Source organism: Hymenobacter antarcticus (assembly GCF_039539545.1).
Lineage (GTDB): Bacteria > Bacteroidota > Bacteroidia > Cytophagales > Hymenobacteraceae > Hymenobacter > Hymenobacter antarcticus.
Genome location: NZ_BAABDI010000010.1, coordinates 115,123 through 141,656, shown reverse-complemented (window position 1 = coordinate 141,656; position 26,534 = coordinate 115,123). Strand labels below are relative to the sequence as shown.

General features: G+C 60.2%; 24 protein-coding genes. 4 read left to right on the top strand and 20 right to left on the bottom strand.

The genetic code is table 11. From position 1 onward, the window contains the following. Positions 1 to 435: 435 nt before the first annotated feature. From groL to ABD819_RS09355, 14 genes are all read right to left on the bottom strand, one after another. On the bottom strand, positions 436 to 2,082 hold the full coding sequence (gene groL, locus ABD819_RS09420) for a chaperonin GroEL (RefSeq protein ID WP_345123474.1): 1,647 nt from the start codon (positions 2,080 to 2,082) through the stop codon (positions 436 to 438). Positions 2,083 to 2,133: 51 nt separating this feature from the next. Further along, positions 2,134 to 2,424 carry a co-chaperone GroES gene (groES, locus tag ABD819_RS09415; RefSeq protein ID WP_345123472.1) on the bottom strand — a complete coding sequence of 97 codons (291 nt, stop codon included), beginning with the start codon at positions 2,422 to 2,424 and terminating at the stop codon, positions 2,134 to 2,136. 263 nt (positions 2,425 to 2,687) lie between these two features. Beyond that, positions 2,688 to 3,092, bottom strand: coding sequence for a preprotein translocase subunit SecG (secG, locus tag ABD819_RS09410; RefSeq protein WP_345123470.1), 405 nt, complete (start codon positions 3,090 to 3,092; stop codon positions 2,688 to 2,690). Between the two features lie 27 nt (positions 3,093 to 3,119). Further along, on the bottom strand, positions 3,120 to 4,643 hold the full coding sequence (locus ABD819_RS09405) for a hypothetical protein (RefSeq protein WP_345123468.1): 1,524 nt from the start codon (positions 4,641 to 4,643) through the stop codon (positions 3,120 to 3,122). 149 nt (positions 4,644 to 4,792) lie between these two features. Continuing rightward, the gene (locus tag ABD819_RS09400; protein ID WP_345123466.1) at positions 4,793 to 5,215 is read right to left on the bottom strand and encodes an LptE family protein; all 423 of its coding nucleotides are present in this window, start codon (positions 5,213 to 5,215) and stop codon (positions 4,793 to 4,795) included. Between the two features lie 91 nt (positions 5,216 to 5,306). Then, positions 5,307 to 6,599 (bottom strand): sigma-54 interaction domain-containing protein, encoded by a 1,293-nt coding sequence (locus tag ABD819_RS09395; RefSeq protein ID WP_345123464.1) that lies wholly within the window; start codon positions 6,597 to 6,599, stop codon positions 5,307 to 5,309. A gap of 22 nt (positions 6,600 to 6,621) precedes the next feature. Further along, entirely contained in the window at positions 6,622 to 6,843 is a 222-nt protein-coding gene (locus ABD819_RS09390; protein WP_345123462.1) for a type II toxin-antitoxin system HicB family antitoxin, read from the bottom strand. 20 nt (positions 6,844 to 6,863) lie between these two features. After that, positions 6,864 to 7,130, bottom strand: a complete 267-nt coding sequence (locus tag ABD819_RS09385) for a hypothetical protein (RefSeq protein WP_345123460.1) — start codon at positions 7,128 to 7,130, stop codon at positions 6,864 to 6,866. Then, positions 7,127 to 8,563, bottom strand: a complete 1,437-nt coding sequence (gene miaB / locus ABD819_RS09380; RefSeq protein ID WP_345123457.1) for a tRNA (N6-isopentenyl adenosine(37)-C2)-methylthiotransferase MiaB — start codon at positions 8,561 to 8,563, stop codon at positions 7,127 to 7,129. The genes ABD819_RS09385 and miaB overlap by 4 nt, the downstream gene beginning before the upstream one ends. Before the next feature lie 200 nt (positions 8,564 to 8,763). Continuing rightward, positions 8,764 to 10,056 (bottom strand): aminodeoxychorismate synthase component I, encoded by a 1,293-nt coding sequence (pabB, locus tag ABD819_RS09375; RefSeq protein ID WP_345123455.1) that lies wholly within the window; start codon positions 10,054 to 10,056, stop codon positions 8,764 to 8,766. Positions 10,057 to 10,125: 69 nt separating this feature from the next. Next, entirely contained in the window at positions 10,126 to 11,706 is a 1,581-nt protein-coding gene (locus ABD819_RS09370) for a DUF3808 domain-containing protein (protein WP_345123452.1), read from the bottom strand. A gap of 97 nt (positions 11,707 to 11,803) precedes the next feature. Next, entirely contained in the window at positions 11,804 to 12,565 is a 762-nt protein-coding gene (locus ABD819_RS09365; RefSeq protein ID WP_345123450.1) for a zinc ribbon domain-containing protein, read from the bottom strand. Then, positions 12,555 to 13,676: a Nif3-like dinuclear metal center hexameric protein gene (locus ABD819_RS09360; RefSeq protein ID WP_345123448.1), complete on the bottom strand. Its 1,122-nt coding sequence runs from the start codon at positions 13,674 to 13,676 to the stop codon at positions 12,555 to 12,557. Before ABD819_RS09360 ends, ABD819_RS09365 begins: the two co-directional genes overlap by 11 nt. 47 nt (positions 13,677 to 13,723) lie before the next feature. Then, positions 13,724 to 14,383, bottom strand: coding sequence for a DUF6992 family protein (locus tag ABD819_RS09355; protein WP_345123446.1), 660 nt, complete (start codon positions 14,381 to 14,383; stop codon positions 13,724 to 13,726). Positions 14,384 to 14,502: 119 nt separating this feature from the next. Here ABD819_RS09355 and lpxK point away from each other — a divergent pair, with 119 nt between their 5' ends. Genes lpxK through ABD819_RS09340 form a run of 3 tightly spaced genes read left to right on the top strand, consistent with a single transcriptional unit; the run spans position 14,503 to position 18,285 of the window. Continuing rightward, positions 14,503 to 15,579, top strand: coding sequence for a tetraacyldisaccharide 4'-kinase (lpxK, locus tag ABD819_RS09350; RefSeq protein ID WP_345123444.1), 1,077 nt, complete (start codon positions 14,503 to 14,505; stop codon positions 15,577 to 15,579). Between the two features lie 53 nt (positions 15,580 to 15,632). Then, complete coding sequence (locus tag ABD819_RS09345) at positions 15,633 to 17,678, top strand: putative porin (RefSeq protein WP_345123442.1); 2,046 nt, start codon at positions 15,633 to 15,635, stop codon at positions 17,676 to 17,678. A 10-nt stretch (positions 17,679 to 17,688) separates the two neighbouring features. After that, positions 17,689 to 18,285 (top strand): MiaE family protein, encoded by a 597-nt coding sequence (locus ABD819_RS09340; RefSeq protein WP_345123440.1) that lies wholly within the window; start codon positions 17,689 to 17,691, stop codon positions 18,283 to 18,285. A gap of 106 nt (positions 18,286 to 18,391) precedes the next feature. Here ABD819_RS09340 and fahA read toward each other — a convergent pair whose 3' ends face one another. The 3 genes from fahA to ABD819_RS09325 all read right to left on the bottom strand — a co-directional run bounded on the left by fahA (position 18,392) and on the right by ABD819_RS09325 (position 21,231). Next, on the bottom strand, positions 18,392 to 19,678 hold the full coding sequence (gene fahA / locus ABD819_RS09335) for a fumarylacetoacetase (RefSeq protein WP_345123438.1): 1,287 nt from the start codon (positions 19,676 to 19,678) through the stop codon (positions 18,392 to 18,394). Between the two features lie 182 nt (positions 19,679 to 19,860). Further along, positions 19,861 to 20,076: a NifU family protein gene (locus tag ABD819_RS09330; RefSeq protein ID WP_345123478.1), complete on the bottom strand. Its 216-nt coding sequence runs from the start codon at positions 20,074 to 20,076 to the stop codon at positions 19,861 to 19,863. A 51-nt stretch (positions 20,077 to 20,127) separates the two neighbouring features. Beyond that, positions 20,128 to 21,231: an Mrp/NBP35 family ATP-binding protein gene (locus ABD819_RS09325; protein WP_345123436.1), complete on the bottom strand. Its 1,104-nt coding sequence runs from the start codon at positions 21,229 to 21,231 to the stop codon at positions 20,128 to 20,130. A gap of 588 nt (positions 21,232 to 21,819) precedes the next feature. Between ABD819_RS09325 and ABD819_RS09320 the strand changes: the two genes are divergently transcribed. Further along, the gene (locus ABD819_RS09320) at positions 21,820 to 22,122 is read left to right on the top strand and encodes a hypothetical protein (RefSeq protein WP_345123434.1); all 303 of its coding nucleotides are present in this window, start codon (positions 21,820 to 21,822) and stop codon (positions 22,120 to 22,122) included. 40 nt (positions 22,123 to 22,162) lie between these two features. Here ABD819_RS09320 and ABD819_RS09315 read toward each other — a convergent pair whose 3' ends face one another. The 3 genes from ABD819_RS09315 to ABD819_RS09305 form a co-directional block, all read right to left on the bottom strand. Next, positions 22,163 to 23,986: a glycoside hydrolase family 2 TIM barrel-domain containing protein gene (locus ABD819_RS09315; protein WP_345123432.1), complete on the bottom strand. Its 1,824-nt coding sequence runs from the start codon at positions 23,984 to 23,986 to the stop codon at positions 22,163 to 22,165. Positions 23,987 to 24,177: 191 nt separating this feature from the next. Continuing rightward, entirely contained in the window at positions 24,178 to 24,945 is a 768-nt protein-coding gene (locus ABD819_RS09310; RefSeq protein ID WP_345123429.1) for a phosphatase PAP2 family protein, read from the bottom strand. Positions 24,946 to 25,123: 178 nt separating this feature from the next. Next, positions 25,124 to 26,401: an asparagine synthetase B gene (locus ABD819_RS09305; RefSeq protein ID WP_345123426.1), complete on the bottom strand. Its 1,278-nt coding sequence runs from the start codon at positions 26,399 to 26,401 to the stop codon at positions 25,124 to 25,126. Positions 26,402 to 26,534 lie beyond the last annotated feature (133 nt).

Here is a 26,534-nt window from a genome sequence, read left to right as displayed (position 1 = left end):
GGAACGGCCCCACCTGGCCCTGAATTACTTAACCCCCAATCAAGTCCATTTGCAAGGAAAAAGCCCCGCCGGAAAATCCGAGCAGGGCCCTTGCCTTATTCCTGTCAACATATAGCCGGACGAGACATAATTACTGGCGTTTAAATTTCTGCACATTAAAGAACGGTCATGCTTCATCTTGCGTCCGCGAAGCCGAGGCATCTCTACCGCTTCGTCAGGATAATTCAACGAAGCGGTAGAGATGCTTCGACAAGCTCAGCATGACGTTCAAGATTGAATGCGCTCACCCCTCCATGACCGCCTGATTAAACTCTTGAAGCGCTGCTCTGGCACGTTCAATGACACAAGAAAGCCCCGCCGGCACTGCCAGCGGGGCTTTCTATTTGAGCTTATATCGAATCTGCGTAATCCGTCAAATCCGATATAATCAGCGGTCTACATCATGCCGCCCATGCCACCCATACCGCCCATGCCGCCGTCGCCGTGGCTATGGCCAGCATCCTTAGGCTCGGGCTCGTCCGAAATCACGGCCTCAGTCGTCAGCAGCAGGCCGGCGATGGAAGCAGCGTTTTCGAGGGCCAGACGGGTCACCTTGGTGGGGTCGATGATACCAGCGGCCACCAGGTTTTCGTAACGGTCCTCGCGGGCGTTGTAACCGAAATCACCGCTGCCTTCGCGCACTTTCTGCACCACTACCGAGCCTTCGCCGCCGGCATTGGCTACGATGGTGCGGAGGGGCGACTCCAGCGCCGTGCGAATGATGTTCACACCCGTCCGCTCGTCGGCGTTGTGGGTATTCACTGCGGCCAAAGCCTCGATGGCACGCACCAGGGCTACGCCGCCGCCGGGTACCACGCCTTCCTCAACGGCGGCGCGGGTGGCGTGCAGGGCATCGTCAACCCGGTCTTTCTTCTCTTTCATCTCCACTTCGGTGCTGGCACCGATGTAGAGAATGGCCACGCCGCCGCTCAGTTTGGCGAGGCGCTCCTGCAATTTCTCCTTGTCGTAGTCCGACGTCGTGGTTTCCATCTGCGCCTTAATCTGGCTGATGCGGCCGGTGATGGCCTCTTTCGAGCCCTTGCCGTTCACGATGGTCGTGTTGTCCTTGTCGATGATGATTTTCTCAGCCGTGCCGAGGTACTCCAACGTCGCGTTTTCGAGCTTGTAGCCCTGCTCTTCGCTGATGACGGTACCGCCCGTGAGGGTGGCAATGTCTTCCAGCATGGCCTTGCGGCGGTCGCCGAAGCCGGGAGCCTTTACGGCCGCGATTTTCAGCGAGCCGCGCAGCTTGTTCACCACCAGCGTAGCAAGGGCTTCACCGTCCACATCTTCCGAGATGATGACGAGGGGCTTGCCAGTCTGCAGTACCTGCTCCAACACGGGCAGCAGCTCCTTCATGGTGCTCACTTTCTTATCGTAGATGAGAACGTAAGGCGATTCGAACTCAACCTCCATTTTCTCGGGGTTGGTCACGAAGTAAGGGGAGAGGTAGCCGCGGTCGAACTGCATGCCTTCCACCGTTTTAACTTCGGTTTCGGTGCCACGCGCTTCTTCTACCGTGATAACGCCTTCTTTGCCCACTTTCTCCATGGCATCGGCAATCATCTGGCCGATTTCGGCGTCGTTGTTAGCCGAAATGGTACCTACCTGAGCAATTTCTGCGGAATTCTCAATCTTCTTCGACTGCGACTTCAGGTTGGCTACCACGGCGATTACCGCCTTATCGATGCCGCGCTTCAAGTCCATTGGGTTGGCCCCGGCGGCCACGTTTTTCGAGCCGGCCGTGTAGATGGCCTGGGCCAGTACGGTAGCCGTGGTGGTGCCGTCGCCAGCCTGGTCGGCCGTTTTCGACGCCACTTCTTTCACGAGCTGAGCGCCCATGTTCTCGATGGGGTCGCGCAGCTCAATTTCCTTGGCTACGGTCACGCCGTCCTTGGTAATCGTGGGGGCACCGAATTTCTTGTCGATGATGACGTTGCGGCCTTTCGGGCCGAGGGTCACCTTCACGGCGTTCGCCAGTTTGTTCACACCGGCCTGCAAGCGGGCACGGCCTTCGGTGTCGAATTGGATGTTCTTAGCCACTTCTGGGGGAATTAAAAATTAAGAATTAGGAATTGAGAATTCTCAACCGGCTTAGAGCACGGCGAAAATGTCCGACTCGCGCATGATGAGCAGGTCTTCGCCGTCAACGGTGATTTCGGTGCCGGCGTACTTGCCGTACAGAACCTGGTCGCCTACGTGCACCTGGGGCTGGATGAGCGAGCCGCTGTCGGCAAATTTGCCATCGCCAACTGCTACTACTTCACCGCGCTGGGGTTTTTCCTTAGCCGTGTCGGGGATGATGATGCCGGATTTGGTTTTCTCCTCGGCGGCGGCAGCGCGGACAATGACGCGGTCGGCCAGCGGTTTCATGCTAAGTGCCATTCTGTGTGTGTTTGGTTTGAATTAGGTGGAAAATCTCAGTGTGCAGCCCTGTCTCATTTCCCGTGCCAGCCCCGCAAACCTGACAAAATGGGCAGTTCCGGGGTGCAAGTGGTGGCAGAAGTGGCGCAATCGCCAATCGAGGTTCTATTAAATCAGTCGGAGTTCACCGTGCCCGCAACTGCCAGCGTAGCCCAGCGAACAACGAAAAAGCCGGTGCCTCCCGAAGGAAGCACCGGCTTTCAAATTCGAATGATTATCCGCAATTACTGAGCGGGCGTCGAAGCCGGGGCTGGCGCGGGAGCAGCGGGCTGAGCCGGAGCCGTATTGGCGGGAGCCGGAGCAGTAGCGCCCGGGGCCGGGGCGCCAGGAGCGGGGGCCGGAGCGGGCAGCCTGGTTTCCAGGGCGCGCTCCTGGTTCACGCTACGCACGGGGCCAGTGGTAGTGCCGGTGAGCATGTGGGTGCTCAGCGACAAGACTACCAGGCCGATGGCGAAACCCCAGGTGAGTTTTTCGAGCAGGTCGCCAGTGCGTTTCACGCCCATCATGCTGGCGGCACCGCCAGCGCTAAACTGGCTGGAGATTCCGCCGCCTTTGGGGTTTTGCGCCAACACCACGAGGGCCAGCAGGAAACACACAACGAGAATGAGGATTATGATAGCAGTGTACATGAGGGGCAAAAAAGCTGAAAAAGCGAATTACGCAGAAGGTTGCAATTGTTGGATTTGGGCCGTAAAGTACGCCATTTTTTCCGGCTGTTTCACTATGAGCTTTTCATAAATCTCAATAGCGCGGGCAGTTTTGCCCTGCCGCACGAAGATTCGGGCCAGGTTTTCAGATACCAAATCAGGCTCGGCCCGGGTGCTGCGCACGCTCAAATCGGCCTGATGGCTGGCGGCCGGGGGCAGCATGGCCGGCCGGGTAAGGCGCGGCTGGCGGCGCAGGAAGTTGTTGATGAGGTCGACCGTCGAAGGCAGGGCCACCACCGGCGGGCAGTGCGCAGCCCAGTGCTCGCACAGCAGCGGGTCGGGCTCGAAGAAGGTGCCGGCCGGGGGCAGCGGGGATGCGGATGGCTGCGCGGCGGCGGCCTGTCGGGCCGCGTTATCAGCGTTTTCGGCCTTGTCGGTGAGCAGGTTAAGCCATTGCAGGGAGAAGCCCAGGCGGCTGCTTTCGCCAAAGCCGTACCCCAATTCCTCGTCGCCGGTGAAAGCGTTGGGCGTGAACACGGCCACGGCCGCAGTTGTGGCCTGAATGGCCAGCGTCAGCGCCTCGGGGGTGCCCATGCTGCGCGTAACGGCCGAGGCGGCCCACTCATCAATAAGGCCCGGCAACTCATACGAGGGCAGCGCCGGGGGAATCGGCTCGGCTAGTCCGAACTCGAAGCGGGCGTCGCCAACTTCCACCGGCGGGCGAATAGCCGGGGCCTGGGCCGGTAAAATCTTCTCGGTTTCGGAGGCAATTAGTTCGGGAATACTTGCTGACACCACCTCCTCGCTGGAGGTCACCGATTCAATAACTACATCTTCCCGGTCAATGAGTAGCGGCGCTGCTTCAGGTTCCACCGGCACCAGGTCAGCTATTGGAGTCGGGGTGGCCAGTTCAGCCGGAGTGGCATCAGATGCTGCGATTTCTGCAGCAGGGATGGTCGCTATTTGGGGCTCTGATGCAGCTTCCCCTTCCATCACCACGGGCGTAGCCTCCGGTTCTGGCTCTGGTAAGGCTGCGTGCGGCGCTGCTGGCACCTCTACTTCTGATACAGGCTCCACCGCAACTACCCGGGCTTGCACGGCTGCTGGTACAACAGGCGTGGCGATTGGCAGAGCTTCGAACTCGGGAGTAGGCGCCAGGAACGCCGGAGCATCCGGAGCAGGAAGCGACAAGGCATCAGGTGCTGCAGCGGCTGGGGAAACCGGTGTTTCGGTGTCGTAGTAAGCCACTGCTGGCTCATCTATTGGCTCTCCCGCCGCCAAAGCGGCAGGTTCAGGGTAGGCAGCGGCCGGGGCGGGCTCCACCTGCTCGATGAGGCGGCGGAGCAGGGTGCGGTCGGCGGCGTAGGTGGCGGCGCGGCGCAGGCGCTGGCCAGCCAGCATGGTGCCCTGGTCGTGAGCCGCTTTGGCTAGTAGCAGGTGGGCGGTTTGGCAGTAGGGAAAGGCCTGGACCAGCTGTTCCAGCTCGCGCACTTCTGCCGGGCCAAGAGCAGTAGGGCGGTCCAGAACGTGCAAAAGCGTGGCGCGGGTCACAGTAGTACTGTTGAGATTAAAATGTGGAGCGTTGAGTCTGTAAAATAACAAGCAACGACGCGATAAACCCGCACCCAAGCATCAGAAACCCGGAAATTACTCAGACTACGTTCCGCAGTCAATAGGTCAACTTACCAGTTGGCCACCGACTTATTAAAGATGTCGGTAATGATTTTATCAGTGGTCGAGCGCACGGCCGTTGGGTCGCTGTTGATGGTGGCAATGTTGCGGTTGGCCTGGTAGTCATCGAAGTTCTGGAATACCTGCTCGAAGCTCTGCTTGTCGTCCTTGGTATTGGTAAACCGGATTTTAACCTGAATTGTCAGCCGGTTGGTGCCCGCCTGCTCCACGCCATTGACCTGCTGCACCGTGGCTGGCGCGAAGTCATAGGCCACAATATTGCCTTCGAACTGCAGGTCGCCATCGCGCGGTACCTGCTTGAGGTTGGTGTTGCGCTGAAAGTAGTCCTTCAGGTCCTCGGTGAAACGCTGGGTGAGGAAGGAAGGCCCGGTGGGCGAATTATTCTGAATGGTGCCAATCGAAATAGTTCGCACCGCAGGGTCGATGTTGGTCCCGCTGAAGGAATATACACCGCAGCCGCTGAGCAAAAAGCTAATAGCCAGTAGCTGAAAGCTGACAGCAATTTTACACTTGCTCCAGGTCATATTGCTTGAGTTTACGATACAGCGTACGTTCCGAAATGCCGAGGTCATGGGCGGCGTATTTACGCTTGTTGTTGTGTTTTTTCAGCGCTTTGAGTATCATTTCCCGCTCCTTCACGTCGAGGGACAGGGTTTCCTCTTCGGTTTCGTGCGAAATGTCCTCCACCGGGGTTTCGTCGTCGTAGCCCGTCGCCGGCTCGTTTTTGTAGGTGCTGGCGGGAGCGGGCAGGAAGTATTCGGCCGTCTGATTGCCCTCAAACGCAGCAGTCGGGGCAGTATTGCTGAACAGGTGGCTGTTCTGGCGCAGCAGCTCCTGAGCTTCGTGCGGGCGCTGGCCGGTGGCCAGCTCCAGCACCATTTTCTTTAGGTCCGTCATGTCGCGGCGCATGTCGAACAGGATTTTGTAGAGCAAATCCCGCTCGGAGTAGCCGGCCGTGGCACCGTCGGCCGCGCCGGGGCCCAGGAGCATTGGCAGGCGGCTGGCCTGGTCCTGCGGCAGGTAGGGCGTGAGGCGGCGGGCGTTTACGTCGCGCTCGGTTTCGAGCACCGACATCTGCTCGGCGATATTCTTGAGCTGGCGAATGTTGCCGGGGAACCGGAAGCGGGTAAGTACCGGCACCGCATCGGGCAGCAGCGTGATGGGCCGGGAGCGGTACCGCTCGGCCGCATCCGAAGCAAACTTGCGGAACAGTAGGTAGATATCCTCGCCCCGCTCGCGCAGCGGCGGCACCGTGATGGGCACCGTATTGAGGCGGTAGTACAGGTCCTCGCGGAAGGTGCCGGACTGCACGCGGTCAAGCAGGTTCACGTTGGTGGCGGCCACCACGCGCACGTCCGTTTTCTGCACCTTGGACGAGCCCACGCGAATGAACTCGCCGTTTTCGAGCACGCGCAACAGACGTGCCTGCGTGCCGAGCGGCATCTCGCCGATTTCGTCCAGGAAAATGGTGCCACCGTTGGTTACTTCGAAGTAGCCCTTGCGGGCTTCATTGGCCCCGGTGAAGGAGCCTTTCTCGTGGCCAAAGAGCTCAGAGTCAATGGTGCCTTCCGGAATTGCGCCGCAGTTGATGGCGATAAACTGCCCATGCTTGCGCGGCGAGAGAGCGTGAATAATCTTGGAAAACGACTCCTTACCCGACCCGCTTTCGCCGGTAATGAGCACCGTCATATCAGTCGGCGCGACCTGCGCGGCTACCTGAATGGCGTAGTTGAGCGCCGGCGCATTGCCGATAATGCCGAACCGGAGCTTGATGGATTGGATTTCCTGGGTGGTCAATTTCTAGTAGGTTAAAGTGCCGTTAAGCAGCGATTTGCAGACGTTCGCGCGGAGCCGGAATCTCACGGCCTAGTTCCTGGGCAAAATCCATCCATTCCTGAATCACAACTATTGCGTTGGCCAGCGCGGCTTCTTGCGTTGGGCCGTCGGCCATGCAGCCCGGTAGGTCGGGCACTTCCACGATAAAGGCCGTGTCCTCGGCACTCCAGGATATGATTACCGGATAATGGTGGGGGTCAAACATGGCTTGCGAAAAAGCTGAAATTAGATAGTTTCTAAGCCAAGTGTCGAGTGGTATTTCAACAATACAGCTCGGACTTGTTTGGCTTGATACGGCTTGACAGAGCTGCCATTTGCAGGCTGGAGGTTGATTATTTCTTCGATTACAGTTTTAGTGAAAAGGTGATGGCTACCACGAATTCGTTGCTCGAAACCGAGAAACAGCAATAGGTTAACCAGCGCAGCAAAATCCAGGTTTGAAGAGTTTTGCGCACTCAACAGCTGCGCCAAAAACTTCTGCCGCTGGCTCATATCACCGTCCCCAGGAGCGTGCTGGCCGATGCGGAATGAACCATCACATCCACGTAATCACCTTTCTTAAAGTTTTGCTTGGGAAAAATAACCACTTGGTTCTGACTGTTGCGGCCGCTGAGGTCGTCCTTCGAGCGTTTAGAGAAATTCTCAACCAGCACCCGGTGCACCCGGCCGATGCCGCGCTTATTGCGCTCGGCGCTGTGAATCTGCTGCAGGTCGATGATTTCCTGGAGGCGGCGCTTCTTGGTTTCCAGCGGAATATCATCGGCCAGCTTGCGGGCGGCCAGCGTGCCGGGGCGCTCCGAGTAGAAGAACATGTAGGCCATGTCGTAGCGCACGTAGTTCATCAGGCTCATCGTGTCCTGGTGCTCCTCCTGGGTTTCAGAGCAGAAGCCCGAAATCATATCGGAGCTGATGGCGCAGTCGTCGCCCAGAATGCGGCGGATGGCCTGCACCCGCTCCTCGTACCAGGCGCGGTCGTAGGTGCGGTTCATGAGGGCCAGCACGCGCGAGTTGCCGCTCTGGGCGGGCAGGTGAATAAACTTGCAGATGTTTTCGTGGCGCGCCATCGTGTGGAGCACCTCGTCGGTGATGTCCTTAGGATGCGAGGTGGAGAAGCGCACGCGCAGCTCGGGGCTGATGAGGGCCACGCGCTCCAGCAGCTGGGCGAAGTTGACATGTTCGGTGCCGTCGGCGCTGGCCCACTTGTAGGAGTCCACGTTCTGGCCTAGCAGGGTCACTTCCTTGTAGCCGGCGGCCACTAGGTCGGCGGCCTCGCGCAGGATGCTGTGGGTATCGCGGCTGCGCTCGCGGCCACGGGTGAAGGGCACCACGCAGAACGAGCACATGTTGTCGCAGCCCCGCATGATGCTGATGAAGGCCGACACGCCATTGGAATTCAGGCGCACCGGCGTGATGTCGGCGTAGGTTTCTTCGCGGCTCAGCAGCACGTTCACGCCCTTCTGGCCGCCATCAACCTGGCTGATGAGCTGGGGTAAATCCCGGTAGGCATCGGGGCCCACTACGAGGTCGACAATCTTTTCTTCTTCCAGAAACTTGCTTTTCAGGCGCTCGGCCATGCAGCCGAGCACGCCTACCAGCATGCCAGGGTTGCGCTTCTTGTGGGAGTTGATTTGCGACAGCCGCATGCGCACCGTCTGCTCGGCCTTTTCGCGGATGGAGCAGGTGTTGAGCAGCACCAAATCGGCACTGGCCAGGTCCTCGGTGGTATCGAAACCCTCGTCAAAGAGAATGCTCGACACGATTTCGGAATCCGAGAAATTCATCTGGCAGCCATAGCTCTCGATGTAGAGCTTGCGTTGCCGGCCCGTGCGGGTAGCGGCGCTCACGCGGACTTCGCCACTCGGCGTAGCCTCCGCAGCGGGCGCTTCTTTGTCTAGAAAATCAAGGGTTAGCAGGGCTTGGGACATAATAAAGTCGCGTTTCGGCGGGGCACAAAGATACGTCGGTAAGGGCAGAAATGACAGAATGGCAGATGTAATCACAACCAAGAAGCCCGTCATGCTGGGCGCAGTCGAAGCATCTCTGTAGCAGTTGTAATCTAATTGCAATGATTAGCTGCCCGGTAGAGATGCTTCGACTGCGCTCAGCATGACGGGCTTTTTGCTCATTACTCATCAATAATTGTCCCCAATACTTCCAGCAACGCCTTGGCTTTCAGTAAGCACTCTTCGTATTCGCGCTCGGGGTCCGAGTCGTAGGTGATGGCCGAGCCGACCTGGAAGCTGAGGTAACCGGTGTCCTGGCGGTATTGCAGGGAGCGGATAACCACGTTGAAATCGAAATCTCCGTTGGGCCACACGTAGCCAATACTGCCGCTGTAGAGGCCCCGTCGGCTGTTTTCGTAGTGCTCGATGAGCTGCATGGCCCGAATTTTCGGGGCCCCAGTCATCGAACCCATCGGGAAGGTGGCGCGCAGCACGGCTGCGAGGTCCGCGTCGGGCCGGAGGTCAGCGGTGACGGTCGAAATCATTTGCCAGAGGTGGCGGAAGGGGTAAAGGCCGAAAAGCTCCGGCACGCGCACGGTGCCGGTTTGGGCCACACGGGCGAGGTCGTTGCGCACCAGGTCCACAATCATCAGGTTTTCGGCGCGCTCTTTTTCGTCATTGAGCAGGGCTTGGCGCTGCTGCTCGTCTTCGCTGGGGGTGGCCCCGCGCCGGATGGTGCCTTTGATGGGTTGGGAAATAATTTGGGGCCCCTGACGCGCCAAAAACCGCTCGGGCGAGGCGCAGAGCAGGAAATGGTCGTGCCAGCGCACAAAACCGGCAAAAGGCGCGGGCGAAGCCTCCATCAAGCGCAAGAACACGTCCACGGGGGCCAGCGTCACGTTCTCGGCGTAGAATTCCTGGCAGAGGTTCAACTCGTACACTTCGCCATTGAGAATGTCTTCGCGAATGGCCGCAACGGCGCTCAAATAATCTGCTTTGGGTAAGCGGGGGCGCATGGTGGGCACCTGCGGGGCCGGCAAGTCCGGTACCGATTGCGCCAGAATCTGGTCCATAACTCCAGCTGTCTGCCCATGGATTTCCACCTGCTCAGCTCGCCAATACAGCCAGGTTTGGGGCGTGAAAAAGTGCAGCGACGGCCAGCTCAGCCCATCGAAATTGTGGCTGGTCAGTGCCTCAATATCGTTTTTAACGTCGTAAGTAAGAAAGCCGCAGCGAGGTCCTTGCTCCGGCGACGACTCGGCTAATCCGGCCAGCGAGTCTACGCCGGCGGCTCCGGCGGGAGCCACCGCCAGCAGTCGGCTAAAGGGATTGTGCGGATATTCCAACCCATTGGGCTCGAAATACGCGCAGTGGGCAAATCCGGCTGCCCACTGCAAGGCCCGCCCCCGGAAATCGGCGGGCAGGTCAGCCAGCGCGATGCTTAGGGAAGGAGCAATGGATGAGGTGATAGTCACAGAAAATCAATCAAAGAATACCCCTCGGGGGCTGCGCTTTCAATCAACAAATAAGTGTTCGGTTCGGCCCTACTTGAGCTCGCGCAGGGCCAGGTTGGCCTTGGCGTCGGTGCTGTTTTTGTATTCGTGCCAGGGGTAGTGCAGCGCTTTCTCGAAATAGAAGCGGGCCTGAACGTTTTTTCCCGCATTCTTAGCCATGTAGCCCTGCTGCAGCGCCGCCTGAGGGGCGAAATAATAGGGAGCCCTGTGGCCGGCCACGGTTTGGGTGCGCTCAAAATAAAACCAGGCCGAATCGAGCCGACCCAGGCCCTGAAAGGCGCGGGCGCGGCGATAGGGCTCCTCAATTCGGTCGCGCCACAGCGTGGTGGGCGTGACGTGGAAGCTGCGCAGCGTACCCAGGGCCTGCTGGTTGTAGCCGCCATCGGATTGCAGGCGGGCGCGGGTGAGAACGGGGTTTAGCGCCTGGGCCTCGTGGTAATAGTGCTGGGCGTAGTTGTCCTCCTCCACATCGGTGGGGCCGGGACGGTTGATTTGTTCGCGGTAGCGGGCAACCGCGGCAGCCGGCTGCCCGTCCAGCCACGCCGCCAGATAGAGCTTGAACGCCGCATCCTTGCGGTAATGCCGGCCTTTGTGGTCACGCAGAAACGCCAGGTTTTCGCGCTCCGAGGCCGCATATTCGCCCTTGTAGAGCAGCAAATCGGCGGCCATGTGGTGCAGGTAAGGCACGGGCAGGTAGCCGGGGGCAGTGGGCCGGGCACGGTAGGCGGCCAGGGCTGCTTCGCCATCGTGCTGGCGTTTATTCACGCTCATTGCCAGGTAGGCAAACAGCAGATTATCGGGTTGTTGGGTTCTTAGGCGCTCCGTGAGGCGCAGACATTCTTCCGGCTTTTTATAGTAGCTCTCCCGAATAAGGGACTGGTAAATTTGGCTTTCGGTTTGGAAGTCGCTGGGCTGGGCAGCGGCCAGGGCCAGGTTTTTCAGGCCGGTATCTACGTTGGCGGTCAGGCCCAGCAGGCGCAGCAGCCAATGGTAGCCTTCGGGTAAGGAGCCCACCGCAAACTCGCATACGCCCAGCGTCTTGCGGGCCGGCGCAAAGGCTGGGTAGTGCCGCACCACATCCTGCATCTGGTGGTAGCCGCTCCGCAAATGGAACCCGCCCATCACCAGATGCCGGAACAGCAGCTGGCTCAGGCCCAGGTGCAGGGTTATTTCGGCGCGGGCATAGTCGCGCATCGCGCTGGCAGGCGCTTTATCGAGCGCCGCCAGACGGGCCTCCTGCGCTTGTTCCAACGCCTCGTAACGGCCGGCATCCTGCGAAACCACGAGTTCGACAAAGTCGGCGCAGTTGGCTACTAACAGGGGAGCGGGGGCCGTTGGGGTACTGGCCAGCTCCAGGCGCAGCAGCTCCCGGGCTGGACTTAGGCGCAGTTTCAGCACTTCCGCGTAGGCGCGGCGGCTATTCGGGGAGAGTTGAACCGCTGCCGGGGCCGGCAAGCTTGTGGAAGCAGTGGCTGGCGTAGTAGCCTGCGGCGGGGCAATAAAGCCCGAAACCAGCGCCCAGCCCACTACGCCCAGCGCCGCTTGCACCCGCCGCACCGGTATTTGGCTAAGCCCCCGCAGATTTCGTAATAATTCGGCCAGCATTGCCATCAGCTACTTGCTTACAATAAAAAAGGAACGGCACCGGGCCGTTCCTTTTCACAACTTCAATCAGCAAATCAGCAGTTGAATTTGCCCAAGCCTGCACTTAAACCGCGCGGGCTTCCACGTCGGCCAGAATGCGGCCGCAGTGCTCACACACGATGATTTTCTTGTGCGAAATGATGTCGGCCTGGCGCTGGGGCGGCACCGTGTTGAAGCAGCCGCCGCAGGCATCGCGCCGCACCAGCACCACGGCCAGGCCGTTGCGCACGTTGCCGCGGATGCGGGTGTAGGCCGTCAGCAGGCGGTCTTCCACCACTTGGGTAGCCTCCTCGCGCTGCACCATGATGCCGCGCTCTTCTTCCTCGTTCTCGCCCACGATGGTGTCGAGCTCGCCTTTCTTGTTGTCCAAGTCCTTGCGGCGCTCGTCCAGCTTCGACTTCGTACCGCTGATTTCGGCGTTTTTCACGTCAATCTGGTACTGCGACTCCTTGATTTTCTTGTCGGCAATCTGGATTTCCAGGCGCTGAAGCTCAATTTCCTTGGCAATAGCTTCGAATTCGCGGTTGTTGCGGACGTTCTGCTGCTGCTCGTCGTACTTTTTAATGAGCGTTTCGGCGTCTTTGCTGGCCTGCTTGCGGCTCTTGATGAAGTCGTTCAGACCCTGAATTTCTTCATCAAATTTCTTCACACGCACCTCATAACCAGCAATTTCGTCTTCCAAATCCCGGACTTCCTCGGGCAAATCACCGCGCACGCGCCGGATTTCATCGAGCTGCGAGTCGAGGTGCTGCAAGGTGAGCAGGGCTTCGAGCTTGGCGGCTACGGGAACGTCGGCGGGGGCCACGGCGGCACTTTTAGCAGTCATACTGAACGGGGTTCGTAGGGGTTTCGGAGATTAAGACCGCAAAAGTACGCCCAAATCCGGCCGTTAGCAAATCTCGGAACACCTCGCTCGTGAACTGTTCGCTCTCGAAATGGCCCACATCGCAGAGCATAAGCTGCCCCTCGGCTCCAAAAAACTCGTGGTATTTCACATCGCCGGTCACGTAAGCATCGGCTCCGGCGGCCCGCGCAGCCCCAATCAGGAAGGCCCCCGCGCCGCCGCAGATGGCCACGGTCCTGATGTCTTTTTCGAAAGCTGTGTGCCGTACCATTGGCACCAGGAGTTGCTGCTTCAGCAGCTGCCGAAACGCGGCCGGTGCCAGTGCGGCGGGCAGCTCGCCTACCAGCCCGGCTCCCACTTCGGGATGCCCGTTTTCCAGCTTAATCAGCTCGTAGGCCACTTCTTCGTAGGGATGCGCGGCGCGCAGGGCCCGCAGCACGGCCGCCTGACGGTGCAGCGGCAGCAGCACTTCGAGGCGCATTTCGGGCACGGTTTCGGGCTGATTTACCGCGCCAATGGCTGGTTGGGTACCCGCGCCGGGCGTGAACGTGCCGGTGCCTTCGGTGCGAAAACTACAGTCGGCATACTGGCCCACCTGGCCGGCTCCGGCAGCGTAGAGCGCGGCCAACACGCGGCTGGCCAGGTCGGCTTGCTGGTCCTCGGGCCGATTGGGGACGTAGGTAATGAGGCGGGCCAGGGTGCCGCTCTGCGGGGCCAGCACGCGGGTTTTTAGCAGGCCCAGCTTCTCGGCCAGCTTGTCGTTCACGCCGCCGCGCACGTTGTCGAGGTTGGTGTGAGCCGCGTAGATGGCCACGTCGTTTTTGAGGGCGGCGATGATGGTTTGCTCCACTTCATTGGCCCCGGTGAGCCGCTTCAGGGGCCGAAAAATAACCGGATGATGCGCCACTACCACGTTGCAGCCGCGCCGCAGGGCCTCGGCCACCACGGCGGGCGTACAGTCCAGCGTTATCAGCACGCCCGTAATTTCAGCTTGAGGGTCACCGCATTGCAGGCCGGCATTGTCGTAGCTTTCCTGATAGGCGAGGGGGGCGGCGGCTTCCAGCAGGCGGGCCAGGTCTTGAACGGCGGGCATTTTTTTCTGTTTTGATTTTTATCCAGCGGATGCAAATTACCGGAGTTTTATCTCCCAACCGGTCCCAGCGGCCAGGTTATAGCCACCGCGCCGGGGCCGAAGCTCACGCGGCTGAGCAGCGGATATAGTTTTTGGCCGTGCCGGTGGTGCGTGGCGTACTGAAACCCGTCAAAAAGCAGCAGAAAGCCGCCTTGCAGCAGCAGCGACTGGCCGTAGCCCCGCCAGTGGTCGGAGGAGCCGGAAGCGGTGGGGTTGCGGCCTTTTTCCAGAAAATACGCCCCCGTGGCCAGGTAAGCCACGTCGAGGCCGGCATTGAAGAGGTACAGCTTTTCGGTGCGGAACTGGGCCCGTACATTGCCGGCGCGGTCGGTGGGTGGCTGATTAGCGGCCCGCCGTGCTGCCCGGTAGCCGGCTCCGGCTAGCACGAGGTTCACCGCGCCCCAGCCGATGTTCATCTGGTGGAAATAGTGGGCCGAACCGTCGGTCTGCCCCATGGCAATGCCGCTCACGAGCAGGTTGCCCACGGCCCATCCGCCCAGTACGGCCAGGCCGCGCTGGTCGAGGCGGGTGCGCTCAGTGGCGAAATTGGCCAGGGCTGGGGGCAATGCCGGGCCCGCTCTACGCACCGTATCGAGGGCGGATTGGGCCCGGACGGACTGCCCGGCCCACAGGCTTAGCAGGGAAAAGAGGAAGAAAGCGGGGCGCATAGGTTGAGGAAAGTGAAAAACGAGCGGCGACAATAAGCAACCACTTCGGGGCAGTTTTGTGCCGCCGGGAACCGGCCTCCGTACTTTTGCAAACCGTTGCTTTGGCTTACTGCCTACCCATGTCGTCCGTATTAGCTTTTTTGTTGCTGCCTTTTTCCTGGCTCTACGCCGCGGTAATGGCGGGGCGCAACTGGCTGTACGACGCGGGCTGGAAACAGTCCGAAACCTTTGCCGTACCGCTGCTCAACGTGGGCAACCTGCGGGTGGGCGGCACCGGCAAAACTCCCCACGTAATGTGGCTCGTGGAGGAATTGCTTCGCCAGGGCCACCGCCCGGCCATACTGAGCCGGGGCTACGGCCGCCGCACTAGTGGCCCTCGCTTGGCTGGCCCCACCGATTCGGCCGCCACCGTCGGCGACGAGCCCTGGCAGTACGTGGAGGCTTTCGCGGCGCAGGGCGTGCCCGTGGCAGTGGCCGAGGAGCGCCGCTTGGGAGCCCAGCTGCTATTGCTGCAACATCCCGAAACCACGGTCATCGTTCTCGACGACGCCTACCAGCACCGCGCCGTGCGCCCCACCCTGAATGTGCTGCTGACCGAGCTGGCCCGGCCGTTTTACGACGATGAGGTGCTGCCGGCCGGCCGCCTGCGCGAAAGCCGAAGTGGCGCGATTCGGGCCGATATTATCATCGTAACCAAGTGCCCGCCCGCCCTGCCGATGGCCGAACAGCAAGCGGTGGTTCAACGCGTTCGGCGGTATAGCCAGCCGGCGGCTCCGGTTATTTTTTCAGCGTATGACTATGGCCAGCCGGTCGCTGTACTGCCCGGAGCGCTGCCGTTAGCGCCATCAGCCGCAGGTTCCGGGCCGGTCCCGGCGCTGCTGCTCACGGGCATCGCGCAGCCTGGCCCACTGCGCGAACACCTCGAACATCGGGGCTATTCCATCCAACACCAGGCTGCTTTTCCCGACCACCACGCCTTCCAGCCCGCCGACCTGGTGGCGGTGCGGGCGCATTGGCAGGCGGGTTGGCCTATTTTTACGACCGAAAAGGACGCCACGCGCCTGCTCGCCCCCGAACTGCGGGCCGCCCTGACCGGGCTACCCTTCTATACCATTCCGGTGCGGGTGGCGTTTTTGGGTGACGGGGCCGCAGTAGTGCGCCAGCTGCTGCCCGGTGTCCTGGCTTCGAAAATCTGATTTCCCTTACGCAGCCGGCTGCTTCTATAAAGCCCGGCGTATTTGTTACCTGCTTGAAGGCACCGCAACGAAACTATCCACTGCTGTGGCCGCTCCGGCGCCTCGTAGCCGCCTGGCCCCTGCTGCTGCTGGCGCTGCTGGCCACCCCCGCCGCCCGGGCCCAGGTGCTCGACGACTCCACCAAAGTCCTCTACGGCCCCAAAACCACGCGCGTCATCTACGAGGCCGAGGTGCTGCGCGACTCCACCGGCGGCACCCTGCTCGATACCACGCTCACCCGGTTTCCGCAGTCGCGGTTCTGGCTGCATGATACCACCTTTCAGCAGGATTTGGGGGCTTTGGGCACCGCTTCGCGGCCGCTGCTCTACCAGCCCAATCTGCAATTGGGAGCCCGCTTCGGGCGCAATGTATTTGACCGGTACGCCCGCAACGCGACCACCGTGCCGTACTACGATTCCCGCTCGCCCTACTCGTTTTTTCGGGTCATCCAGTCGGGCTCGGGCGAGCAGGTGTTTGAGCTCAGCTACAGCCGCAGCCTGCGAAAGAATTTCAGCATTGGCTTTGTCTACGAGCGGATTGCCTCCAACAAAATTCTGGCGGCCCGCTCCTCGCGGGATGCCCTGGTGGAGCACTCCAACCTGCTGCTTTTCGGGCGGCTGCAATCGGATAATGAGCGGTATCACCTGCTCTTTAACTTTAGCAACGTGCGGCACCGGGCCATCGAGCAGGGCGGCATTCGCCCCATTACCCGGCGCGAGAAAAACCCTGACCCTACTAAACGCGACAGCATCACGACGGGCGAAACCTTTCCCCGCGACCTGTTCAACTACGGCCAGCAGCGGGTATACCTTGCTCAGGCCTCCAACACCGAAGCCCGCGACGAGCTGTACTTCACCCAAACCTACCGCCTGCTCGGCCGGGGCCTCACGGTGTATCATACCTTCGATGCCAAACGGCAATACAACAGTTATTTAGACCAGGCCTTGGTTCGATTAAATACACGCGAGATTTATTACCCGCGCGTACTATTTTATCCTAACGTATTGCGCAACACGAATGCCATCCTGGACCGCGCCGAATACCGGCAAGTAGAGAATACCGTAGGCGTGCTTGGTCGTACCGAAGCCGTGGAATACCGCCTCTACGGCCGTCTGCGCAATGCCAATTTAACTACCCAGGCGCTAGCCATCAATCAGTTTTCGGCCACGCCGGCTACCACCGGTCTGGCCCTGGTGGAGGCAGCTCCCACGCGCAATTTTTTGCAGGGATTTGTAGGTGGCACGGCGGCTTTTAATTACCGGAAAGTCTACGCTATTGAAGCGGCGGGCGAATACAAATTCCTTGATGAATACTGGCTGCGGGCATCCGTGCGCACCGGTCCGCTTTCGGCTGAAATACTGCGCTCATCCTATTCCCCCACGCTCACACAGCAGGAGTTTGTGGGTAATAATTACGAATGGCACCACTTGCCCGACAGTAGTAGCGGTTTTGCAAATACATCTACTACTCAACTCACGGGCCGTCTGCGCCTCAAGCTGCCCAATTTCGGCAGTTTCACCCAGCAGCGCTTCGAAGCCAGCGCCAGCCTCATCAATATCACCGACCTCGTGTTCTACAACACGCGGGGCGTGCCGGAGCAGGCCAGCGTTGCCCGCAATTTGCAGGTGGCCCACGCCCGGCATCAGGTGCGGCTGGGCCGGGTTGGGATTGATAACGAGGCCACGTACACCCGGGGTGGCGATGTGGACGGGGTGCGTATTCCCAGCCTGGTTACCAATTCGCGAATTTATTACGAGAGCTATATTTTCCGCAAAGCCATGTTCAGTCAGGTAGGTGCCGAGCTGTATTACCAGTCGCGCCTACGCGCATTCGATTACAGCCCCAGCACGCAGCAGTTTTATCAGCAGGACCATTTCACTATTCGTAATTATCCGGTGGTCAACGTGTTTTTTGTAGCTGACATTAAAGCCGTTTCCATTTTCCTCAAAGCATCCTACGTCAACCAAGGGATATACCGCGACGGCTATTTCACGACGCCTTATTACAGCGGTTATCCGCGGCGTTTTACCCTGGGTTTAAAATGGAACTTCTTTAATTAGAAATCAGCACATGAAAGAAAAAACAATCCTTAAATTAAAGCTGAATACCGACCCGCGCTGGGTAGATATCGCTGAGAAAAATATCGAAGATATTTTGGTCGACCACGCCTGGTGCGAGCAGAAAGCTGCCAGCACGGGCATCAGCATGATTATCCATTATCCCGAGAAAACCCGCCTCGTGGATGAGCTCACCGACCTGGTGGCCGAGGAGTGGAGCCACTTCGAGCGCGTGCTGCTGGAACTGCGAAAACGCGGTTTTGCGCTGGGCCGCCCGCGCAAGGATGAGTACGTGGTGCAGCTATTAGCGCACGTACGGAAGGGCGGGGCCCGCGACCGCCAGCTCATGGACCAGCTCCTGGTTTCGGCCCTGATTGAAGCCCGCAGCTGCGAGCGGTTCAAATTATTATGGCAGAATATCGCCGATAAAGAACTGAGTAAATTCTACTACGAATTAATGGTTTCGGAAGCCGCGCATTTCGTCAGCTACGTTGATTTAGCCAAAGAATACGCCGACCCGCAAGTAGTAGATGAGCGCCTGCAGGAATTGCTGAAAATAGAGGGCGAAATCGTGACTAATTTGCCCGTGCGTGATGACAGAATGCACTGAGCGCAAAGTTTCGCGAAGGTTAAAAATTAAGTCTCGCTAAGTGCAAAGGTGTTTTCCTTACTTAGCGAGACTTAATTTTTAACCTTCGCGAAACTTTGCGCTATGCTTATTCGGCTGGCAGCACCATTCCGCTTACCTCCCCAAAACCGATGCGCACGCCATCCTTTTCGGCGTAGCCGCGCATGGTCACCGTGTCGCCGTCGAGCAGAAACTTTCGCTCGGAGCCATCGGGTAGCGGCAGGGGGCGGGTGCCGCGCCAGGCCAGCTCCAGCATCGAGCCCAGCGAGTCGGGCGTGGGGCCGCTGATGGTGCCGGAGGCGTACAGGTCACCCACTTCCAGATTGCAGCCATTGGAGGCGTGATGGGTGAGCTGCTGCGCCATGCTCCAGTACATCAGGCCGAAATTGGCACGGCTGATAACCGTTTCGGTTCCGTGAGCGGGCGTGAGGGCTACTTCGAGGTTCACGCTGAAGTTGTGCTCTCCCGACTGGGCCAGGTAGGGCAGGGGCGTGGGTTCCTGCACCGGGCCGGCTATCCGGAAGGGCTCCAGCGCATCGAGCGTGACTACCCAGGGCGCGAGGCTGCTGCCGAAATTCTTGCCTAGAAAGGGACCCAGTGGCACGTATTCCCAGCTTTGCAGGTCGCGGGCGCTCCAGTCGTTGAACAGGCACAGGCCGAAAATATGGTCTTCGGCATCGGCCAGCGGCACGGTTTCGCCCAGGGCGGTGCCGGTGCCTACCACGAAGGCCATTTCCAGCTCAAAATCGAGCTGCCGGCTGGGGCCGAAGGTGGGCGTGGCCTCATCCGGGGCCTTGCGTTGGCCATTGGGACGCTTGATGGGCGTGCCCGATACCACGATGCTGCTGCTGCGGCCGTGGTAGCCAATAGGCAGGTGCCGCCAGTTGGGCAGCAGGGCATTGGCCGGGTCGCGGAACATAGTACCCACGTTGGTGGCGTGCTCGATGCTGCTGTAGAAGTCGGTGTAGTTGGCGGGTTTCACGGGGCGCAGCATGCGCACTTCGGTTTGGCGCAGCAGGCAGTCGCGCACGGCTTCTTCGTGGTCGCGCAGGCGGGGCTCGTCGTGGCGCAGCAGCTCACTTACGCGCTGGCGCACGGCCCGCCACGCCGGGCGGCCCAGGCGCAAAAAAGCATTAAGCGAGCGGCGGCGAAACACCTTGGGCTGCGCATCACCCAATTCCGTCAGGTCTTCAAAAAAGCCTAGCTGACTGGCCGCGTACAGGTCGAGCACATAGCCCCCAATAGCAACTGCCAGGCGTGGGCCGCGCTCATCGGTTTCGAACACGCCAAAGGGTAGGTTTTGAATGGGAAAGTCGCTTTCCGGGCGAATGTCAATCCAGGAGCGGAGGGCGGGCGAGTTGAGCGCGTTGGGCATGAAATGCGGATGAGTGTGGGGCAAAAATAGGCAGTAGTGCGAAACCATAAAAAAGAACGTCATGCTGAGCTTGTCGAAGCATCTCTACCGCAGAAGTAAATAGTTACTTATGCGGTAGAGATACTTCAACAAGCTCAGCATGACGTTCCAATTATTCTTCGACCAGAATAGCCGAAAAGCGCTTACCGCGCTTCGACGGCCGTGATTTCGGGTACGGCTTTCTTCACCGTGTCCTCCATGCCGGCGCGGGTCATCGGCGACATGGGGCAGGCCCCGCAGGCCCCTTCCCATTCCAGCTGCAGCACGCCCTCGGGGGTGATGTTGGCCACGCGCACGTTGCCGCCGTCGGTGGCCAAGTAGGGGCGTAGGGTATCCAGTGCCGCCTCAATGCGGGGCATGAGCGGGTGCTCGAAGGCGGGCGCGGTGTTGATGGTCTGTTCCACAGGCATTTAGGAGTTCATCTGCACGATGGCCGTTTTTGGGGCCACGTTGTTACGGATACTTACTTGCCGGGCCACGGCTTCGGCCAGGTTGGCAAACAGCTGGCCCACTACCGAGGTTGGGTCGAGCACGGCCGGTTGGCCCTGGTCGCCGTTTTCCCGGATGCTTTGCACCAGCGGCAGCTGGCCCAGCAGCGGCACGTCGTGCTGCTTGGCCAGGCGCGCGCCGCCATTCTCGCCAAAAATAAAGTACTTATTGTCGGGCAGCTCGGCCGGCGTGAACCAGGCCATATTCTCGACTACACCCAGAATGGGCACGTTGATTTGGGGCTGGCGGAACATCTGCAAGCCCTTCTGCGCATCGGCCAGGGCCACTTTTTGCGGCGTGGTCACGATAACGGCCCCGGTTACGGGCACGGTTTGCACCAGCGTGAGGTGAATGTCGGACGTGCCGGGCGGCAGGTCGAGCAGCAGGTAGTCGAGCTCGCCCCAGTCTACTTCGGTGATAAACTGCTTGAGGGCCGACGAGGCCATCGGCCCCCGCCACACGACGGCGCTTTCGGCCGGGGCCAGAAAGCCGATGCTCATCAGCTTCACCCCGTATTTCTCAATGGGCTGAATCAGATTCTTACCATTCGGGCCCTGAAAGACGTGCGGAGCCTCGTTCTCCACGCCAAACATGACGGGCATGCTGGGTCCGGAAATGTCGGCATCGACCAGGCCCACCTTGGCTCCGGTGGCGGCCAGCGCTACCGCCAGATTGGCCGTAACCGTGCTTTTGCCCACGCCCCCCTTGCCCGAGGCAATGGCGATGATGTTTTTCACGCCGGGCAGCAGGTCGCCGCGGTTATTGCGCAGCGTAGTCACCCGCGAAGTCATGGTAATCACCACGTTGGCATCCTTATCAACCATCGTGTGAATGGCTCGCTCGCAGGCATCATGAATGAGCTGCTTGAGGGGACAGGCGGGCGTGGTGAGCACCACGGTAAACGCGACGGTAAGGCCGTCAATCTCAATGTTCTCAATCATGTTGAGCGTCACGAGGTCCTGACCCAGGTCGGGCTCTTCCACGTAGCTCAGGGCTTTGAGAACGGCTTCTTTGGTGATGGTCATAGGGCTGCGAAGCGCCGGAAAGTGGCGGCCTGCAAAGATAACCCCGGATGTGCCGGACCGGTTCGGGGCGGGGCAAATTGCCTTTTCAAGGTATAGGCAATCGTGAGCTAGAGCGGTTTTCGCTCAGATGTACTTAGAGGCTATCCGAATAGGCCGTCATGCCGAGCGCAGCCGAGGCATCTCGCCCGCTTTGTTGAGGTGACGGCTGATTACTGTTGCACGCGAGATGCCTCGGCTGCGCTCGGCATGACCGTTCTTTTCTCGCCTATTCGGATAGGCTCTTAGTGAAGAGTTAAAAGTGAGGAGTTAAAATACAGTCTGAAAGAATTTTAACTCCTCACTTTTAACCTGCTTAAAAAATTTACAGTAACTTGGAAAGCCCTCTAATGGACCGGGTATGCCAAATCCAGGTGTCCGGTTAGTTAGGCCGCTCAGCGTGCCAGAAAGTGCATAAACAGAGGAAATACAGCTATTGACGAAGTATTAGTCGTATTATTAAAATAATTAGAGGTAAATTTATAAATGAAAATCATGTTTACAAGGCTAGCCTCTGGCCGAGAATACACCGCCCTATCCGCCCTTTTTTGTATGCGAAACCTCGACAAAACCTCCGTCTCCGGCAGCGTAAAAATGCGCTGCTTTGCTGATTGCGAAGAAAACGAGCAATTAGTTGTCTTTGAATTGGTGGTGCCCGTAGCGGCCAAAGTGCCTGCCCTGAGCCAGCCCGTGGCGGTGGCCAAAATAGTGCAGCCGGCCTCCATCACGAGCACCGTGCCCGGCCAAATCCTCACGCGGCTCCGGGCCAACAATACGGCCCTGAACGCGGCCTGGTGCATCACGGCTACCCTGGCCGCTACCCGCGACCCGGCCCGACTACCGTCCAGGTACTGAGCGGCCGCGTCGGTCCCGTAACCTGAGTTCTTTCGATTAGCTACTTCCCCGAAGCAAGCAGCCCCGCCGGCACGCTGAGAGCCCCGGTGTGCGGGTCAATCAGGCCGTTGCGCTCGTCTTCGATGTTGGTGGCCTGGGTATACACGTCGCCCGCGATGGGTCGGCGGCGGAGCTCCTGCTTGAATGCGCTGATGCTGGCCGTGCGCGCTCCCGCGTCCTGCGGCCCGCCGTAGTCCGAAAAGCCAAAGCCGCCCCATTCGCTCACAATCAGCGGTACCTGGTGGCGGTAGAAAAATGGGTCGCCCACGACCAGCGGGTAGGCTGCCGTGCCGTTTAGCTCGCCCCGCACCAGCCGGTCGAGTAACTCCTGCCAACGCCCCAAATCCGGGGTGTAGAGGTGGGCCGTGAGCAGGTCCGATTTCAGCCGGCCGGTGTAGGAGACGTGGTGCCAGCCGTCGTTGTCCACCACCAGAAACTGCGGGAAGGCAATCTGCATGAAGTGGTAGGTGTCGATGATGTACTGGCGGGTGTCGGCGTTGGTGGCGATGTCCTGCACGCCCCAGTCCTCGTTGTAGAGGCTCCAGATGATGATGGACGGGTGCGTTTCGCTCAGCGTGAGCATGCGTAGCAGCTCGGCGCTGTGGTTGATGCGGCTGCGCACGGTGGAGCTATGCGGGCTGGGTACTTCCACCCACAGCAGCAGCCCGAGCTCATCGGCCAGGTTGTAGATGCGGGGGTCGATGCCGGCAATGTGCACCCGCACCAGGTTGCAGCCCAGCGCCTTCATGGCGTGCATGTGGCGCTGCATCTCCTCGTAGGTGGCCTCGCCGGGCTGGTAGAGAATGCCGTCGAGGTACACGGGCTGGTTGTTGAGGTAGACGTGGCGGCCCCGGGCCTCAATCTTGCGCAGGCCAAACAGCGTTTCGATGCGGGCGGCGTAGCCATTGGCATCAATGAGTTGGGCCACCAGCCGGTAGCGGTTCGGCGATTCGGGGGCCCAGAGGCGGGCCTCGGGCACCTCCAGCACCAGGCGCTGCTGCCACTGGCCCGCGGCCATGTACAGCGGGAAGTCGGACGCGGCCAGCGGGGGCGCATCGCCCGGCAGGGTGGGGTCGAACACCTGCAACCGGATGACGTAGTCCCCGGCGTCGTGCAGGCGCAGCGTCAGGTTGAAGCGCACCAGCTGGTCTTCCACTTCGCTCACCACGCCCACCCGCGAACGCAGGCGGTTCTGCTCCACGGTTTCCAGCCACACGCTGCGTACGGCCCCGGTGTAGGTCTGGTACCAGATGCCGCCGCGCTTGTATACGTGCGATTCCTGCTTGCCCCGGGGCAAGTCGGCGTCCATCGTGTCGGCAATGCGCACGGTGAGGCGGTTCACGGGGAGCAGGGCGGCGGCGTCCAGCTCATAGGTGAAGGACGTGTACTCGCCGTAATGCACCTCTTCGCCCTCAATGGTTTTTAGGAGCTGCCCGTTCAGCCAGACCCGCGTCTCGTGCCCGCAGGCCCCAAACGTGAGCTGAAGCATGGACCGGGCCGCCGGCACGTCCATGGTGGGCCGGTCGAATTCGCGCTCGTACCACACCACCACCTTGTCTTGCCAGGTACTGCCTTCCTGTTGGCCGCGGGCCTCGCGCAAATGCGTTTCGACCGAGCCCGGCCATTGGGCCAGGTGCTCGTAGCGGTGGCCCTGGGCCCAGTTATGAATCAGTCCCTGGTCGTCGACATCATGCGCGAAATGCCAGGAGCCATCGAGCAACAGGTAGCTATTGGGCCGCAGCACGGCGCGGGGCAGGAGGTTGGCCGGCGCGGGCTGGTCTGCGCGGCTGGTTGAAGTGCTGTAGTTGGTGGGGTGGGGCTGCATGCAGGGGCTGAAATGGGTTTCGGCGGCCCCGGCTTATGCCGCAAGCCGCATCCGGACTCCGTTATACGCCATACGTCGGACACCCGGTCAACGGTACCGCGAACCCTGAGCGCTTGATTGCTGCCCGCCAAAGAGGTTGGGGTGAACTTCAACAGGGCTGGTGCTGCCCGGCGCGATGCTGCCGGCCGTGCTCAAGGCTGATACGCCAGCGCGAACCCCGCGCCACCGCCCGGCACGTAGGTGGGCACCAGCAGCAGTTTTTGCGCGACTCCTTTGGGCAGCAGGCGGGTGAGGGTCGGGTAAAGGTGCCATACCGTTTCGGCCGACAGGAAGCCAATGCCCGCGCCCGCCAGCACATCGGTGGCCCAGTGCTTGTTGCTGAGCACGCGCATGGTGCCCGTGGCCGCCGCCACGGCGTAGCCGCTCACGCTCAGCCAGGGGTATTGGCGGCCGTACTGCTCGTGCAGCAGCGTGGCGGTGAGAAAAGCCTGCGACGTGTGCGACGATGGAAAAGAGGTCAGGTCGGTGGCGTTATTGGGCCGGGCCTCGGCCGTAATGCGCTTGAGATTGCTGACTACGGCCTGGTCGAGCTCGTGCGCGGCCAGGTAAATGAGTGTGAAACCCAACGCTGTGCGCTCGCCGCGGTGGCCGGTCGCCATCAGGCCGTAGGCCACGGCCAGCGGCGCATGGCGGGTATAGTCGTCGATGCCATGCGAATTGAAGTCGCCAAAAACCTCCTGGGTTTCTTCCTGCATTTCCCGCTTCACCTCATACAAGGTTTGGTTGTAGCGGGGGCTGTGGGCCAGCACGCCCACGCCCACCAGCACCGAGGGCACGGCAATGCGCAGCGCCACCGCCCGGAAGGGGCGCTGCGGCACCGGGCGCGCGACCACCGCACTATCGGCAACTGGAATCTGGGCCTGGGCCCGCAGGCCTATGCATAAAATTAACAGAGACAAAACGAGGCGTAAACGCATAAATTTTGGCTAAACTGTATTTGGGGCCCTGAAATTTACGTGCTTAAAGTCCATAATAAAAGCCTTTTAGCACCAGGCCCTAATCTTTTAGCTGCAGCGCACAAAAAAGCCCGCAACGGCACTTGTTGCGGGCTTCTCTGGGTGCAAAGTCAACTGACGCTCAGGTCTTCTGCTTCTTCTTCTTGGCGGCCGGGAATAGGATATTGTTCAATATCAGACGGTAGCCGGGCGAGTTGGGATGCAGGGCCAGGTCGGTGGGCTCTTCCCCCACCAGATGTTGGTAGTCCTCGGGGTCGTGGCCGCCATAAAACGTCCAGGTGCCCTTGCCCAGCGTGCCATGGATGTAGCGGGCCTCGCCGGTCTGCTTGGTCTCGCCCATCGAAATGACGTCGGACTTGATAAGGTTTTTGCGGAAAGCCGTGGTCTGGCCCATGAAGCCGTGAATGGTTTTCTCGTGGTTCTGGCAGAGCATGGTGGGCACCGGGTCGTACTTAGCCGAGAAGGTGAAGAGCGAGAAATAGTCGTTCTGTTCGCCCAGGCCGCGCTCGTTGGGCTGCATGTCGATGTTGGAGTACTCGTACTCGTAGGGGTTGCGGGTCAGCTGAAAGTTCTGGAAGGCCAGGCAGCGGTTGTAGTTGAGCTTGGACTGGGCCTGGGGGTCGGCCGGGTCGCCGTCGTACATGGTTTCCACCAGGTCCACGCCCAGGCCGGCCAGGGCGATGTCGTACGAGTCGGTGGCCGAGCACATGGCAAACAGGAAGCCGCCGCCGGCAATAAATTCCTGCATTTTTACGGCCACGGTGGCCTTCATCTGGCTTACTTTGGCGAAGCCGTTGCGCTTGGCGGCCGCTTCGGCGTCGCGCACCTGCTGCTGGTACCAGGGGTAGGAGCGGTACACGGAGTAGAACTTGCCGTATTCGCCGGTGAAATCTTCGTGGTGCAGGTGCAGCCAGTCGTACTTGGGCAGAGCACCGGCCAGCACTTCATCATCGTAAATCTGGGTGTAGGGAATTTCGGCGTAGGCCAGCACCATGGTCACGGCATCGTCCCAGGGCTGCTTGCCCTTGGGCGTGTACACCGCAATTTTGGGCACCTTTTCCAGCTTCATCACGTCCATGTTGGCGTTCGGGTCGGCTATTTCCTGCAAAATGCCGGTGTACTGGGCTTCGCTGATAACCTGAAACGTGACGCCGCGCACGGCCAGCTCATTTTCGGCCCCGGCCGTGACTTCGAAGGCGAAGGAGCCGCCCCGGTAGTTCAGCAGCCAATCGACGGGCACCTCCCGCTGGAGCAGCCAAAAGGCCACGCCGTAGGCCTTGAGGCATTCTTTTTGGGTGTTATCCATCGGGATGAACACATGGTTGGCGCGGGCCGCCAGGGGCGCGGCCACGCCGGCTACGGCCAGCAGCAGAAAGAGCAGAAGACGCTTGAGCAGCATGTTTTTTGGGGAAATAAATGCACCGAACCAACGAGGTTTGCCGGGCGGTGGTTCAAGTTAAGCGCCGCCCGACGAACTTTGGGCACTTGCTCGGGCCCGCCGCCAGAGCAGAGCCGGCACTGCCGGCGGTTTT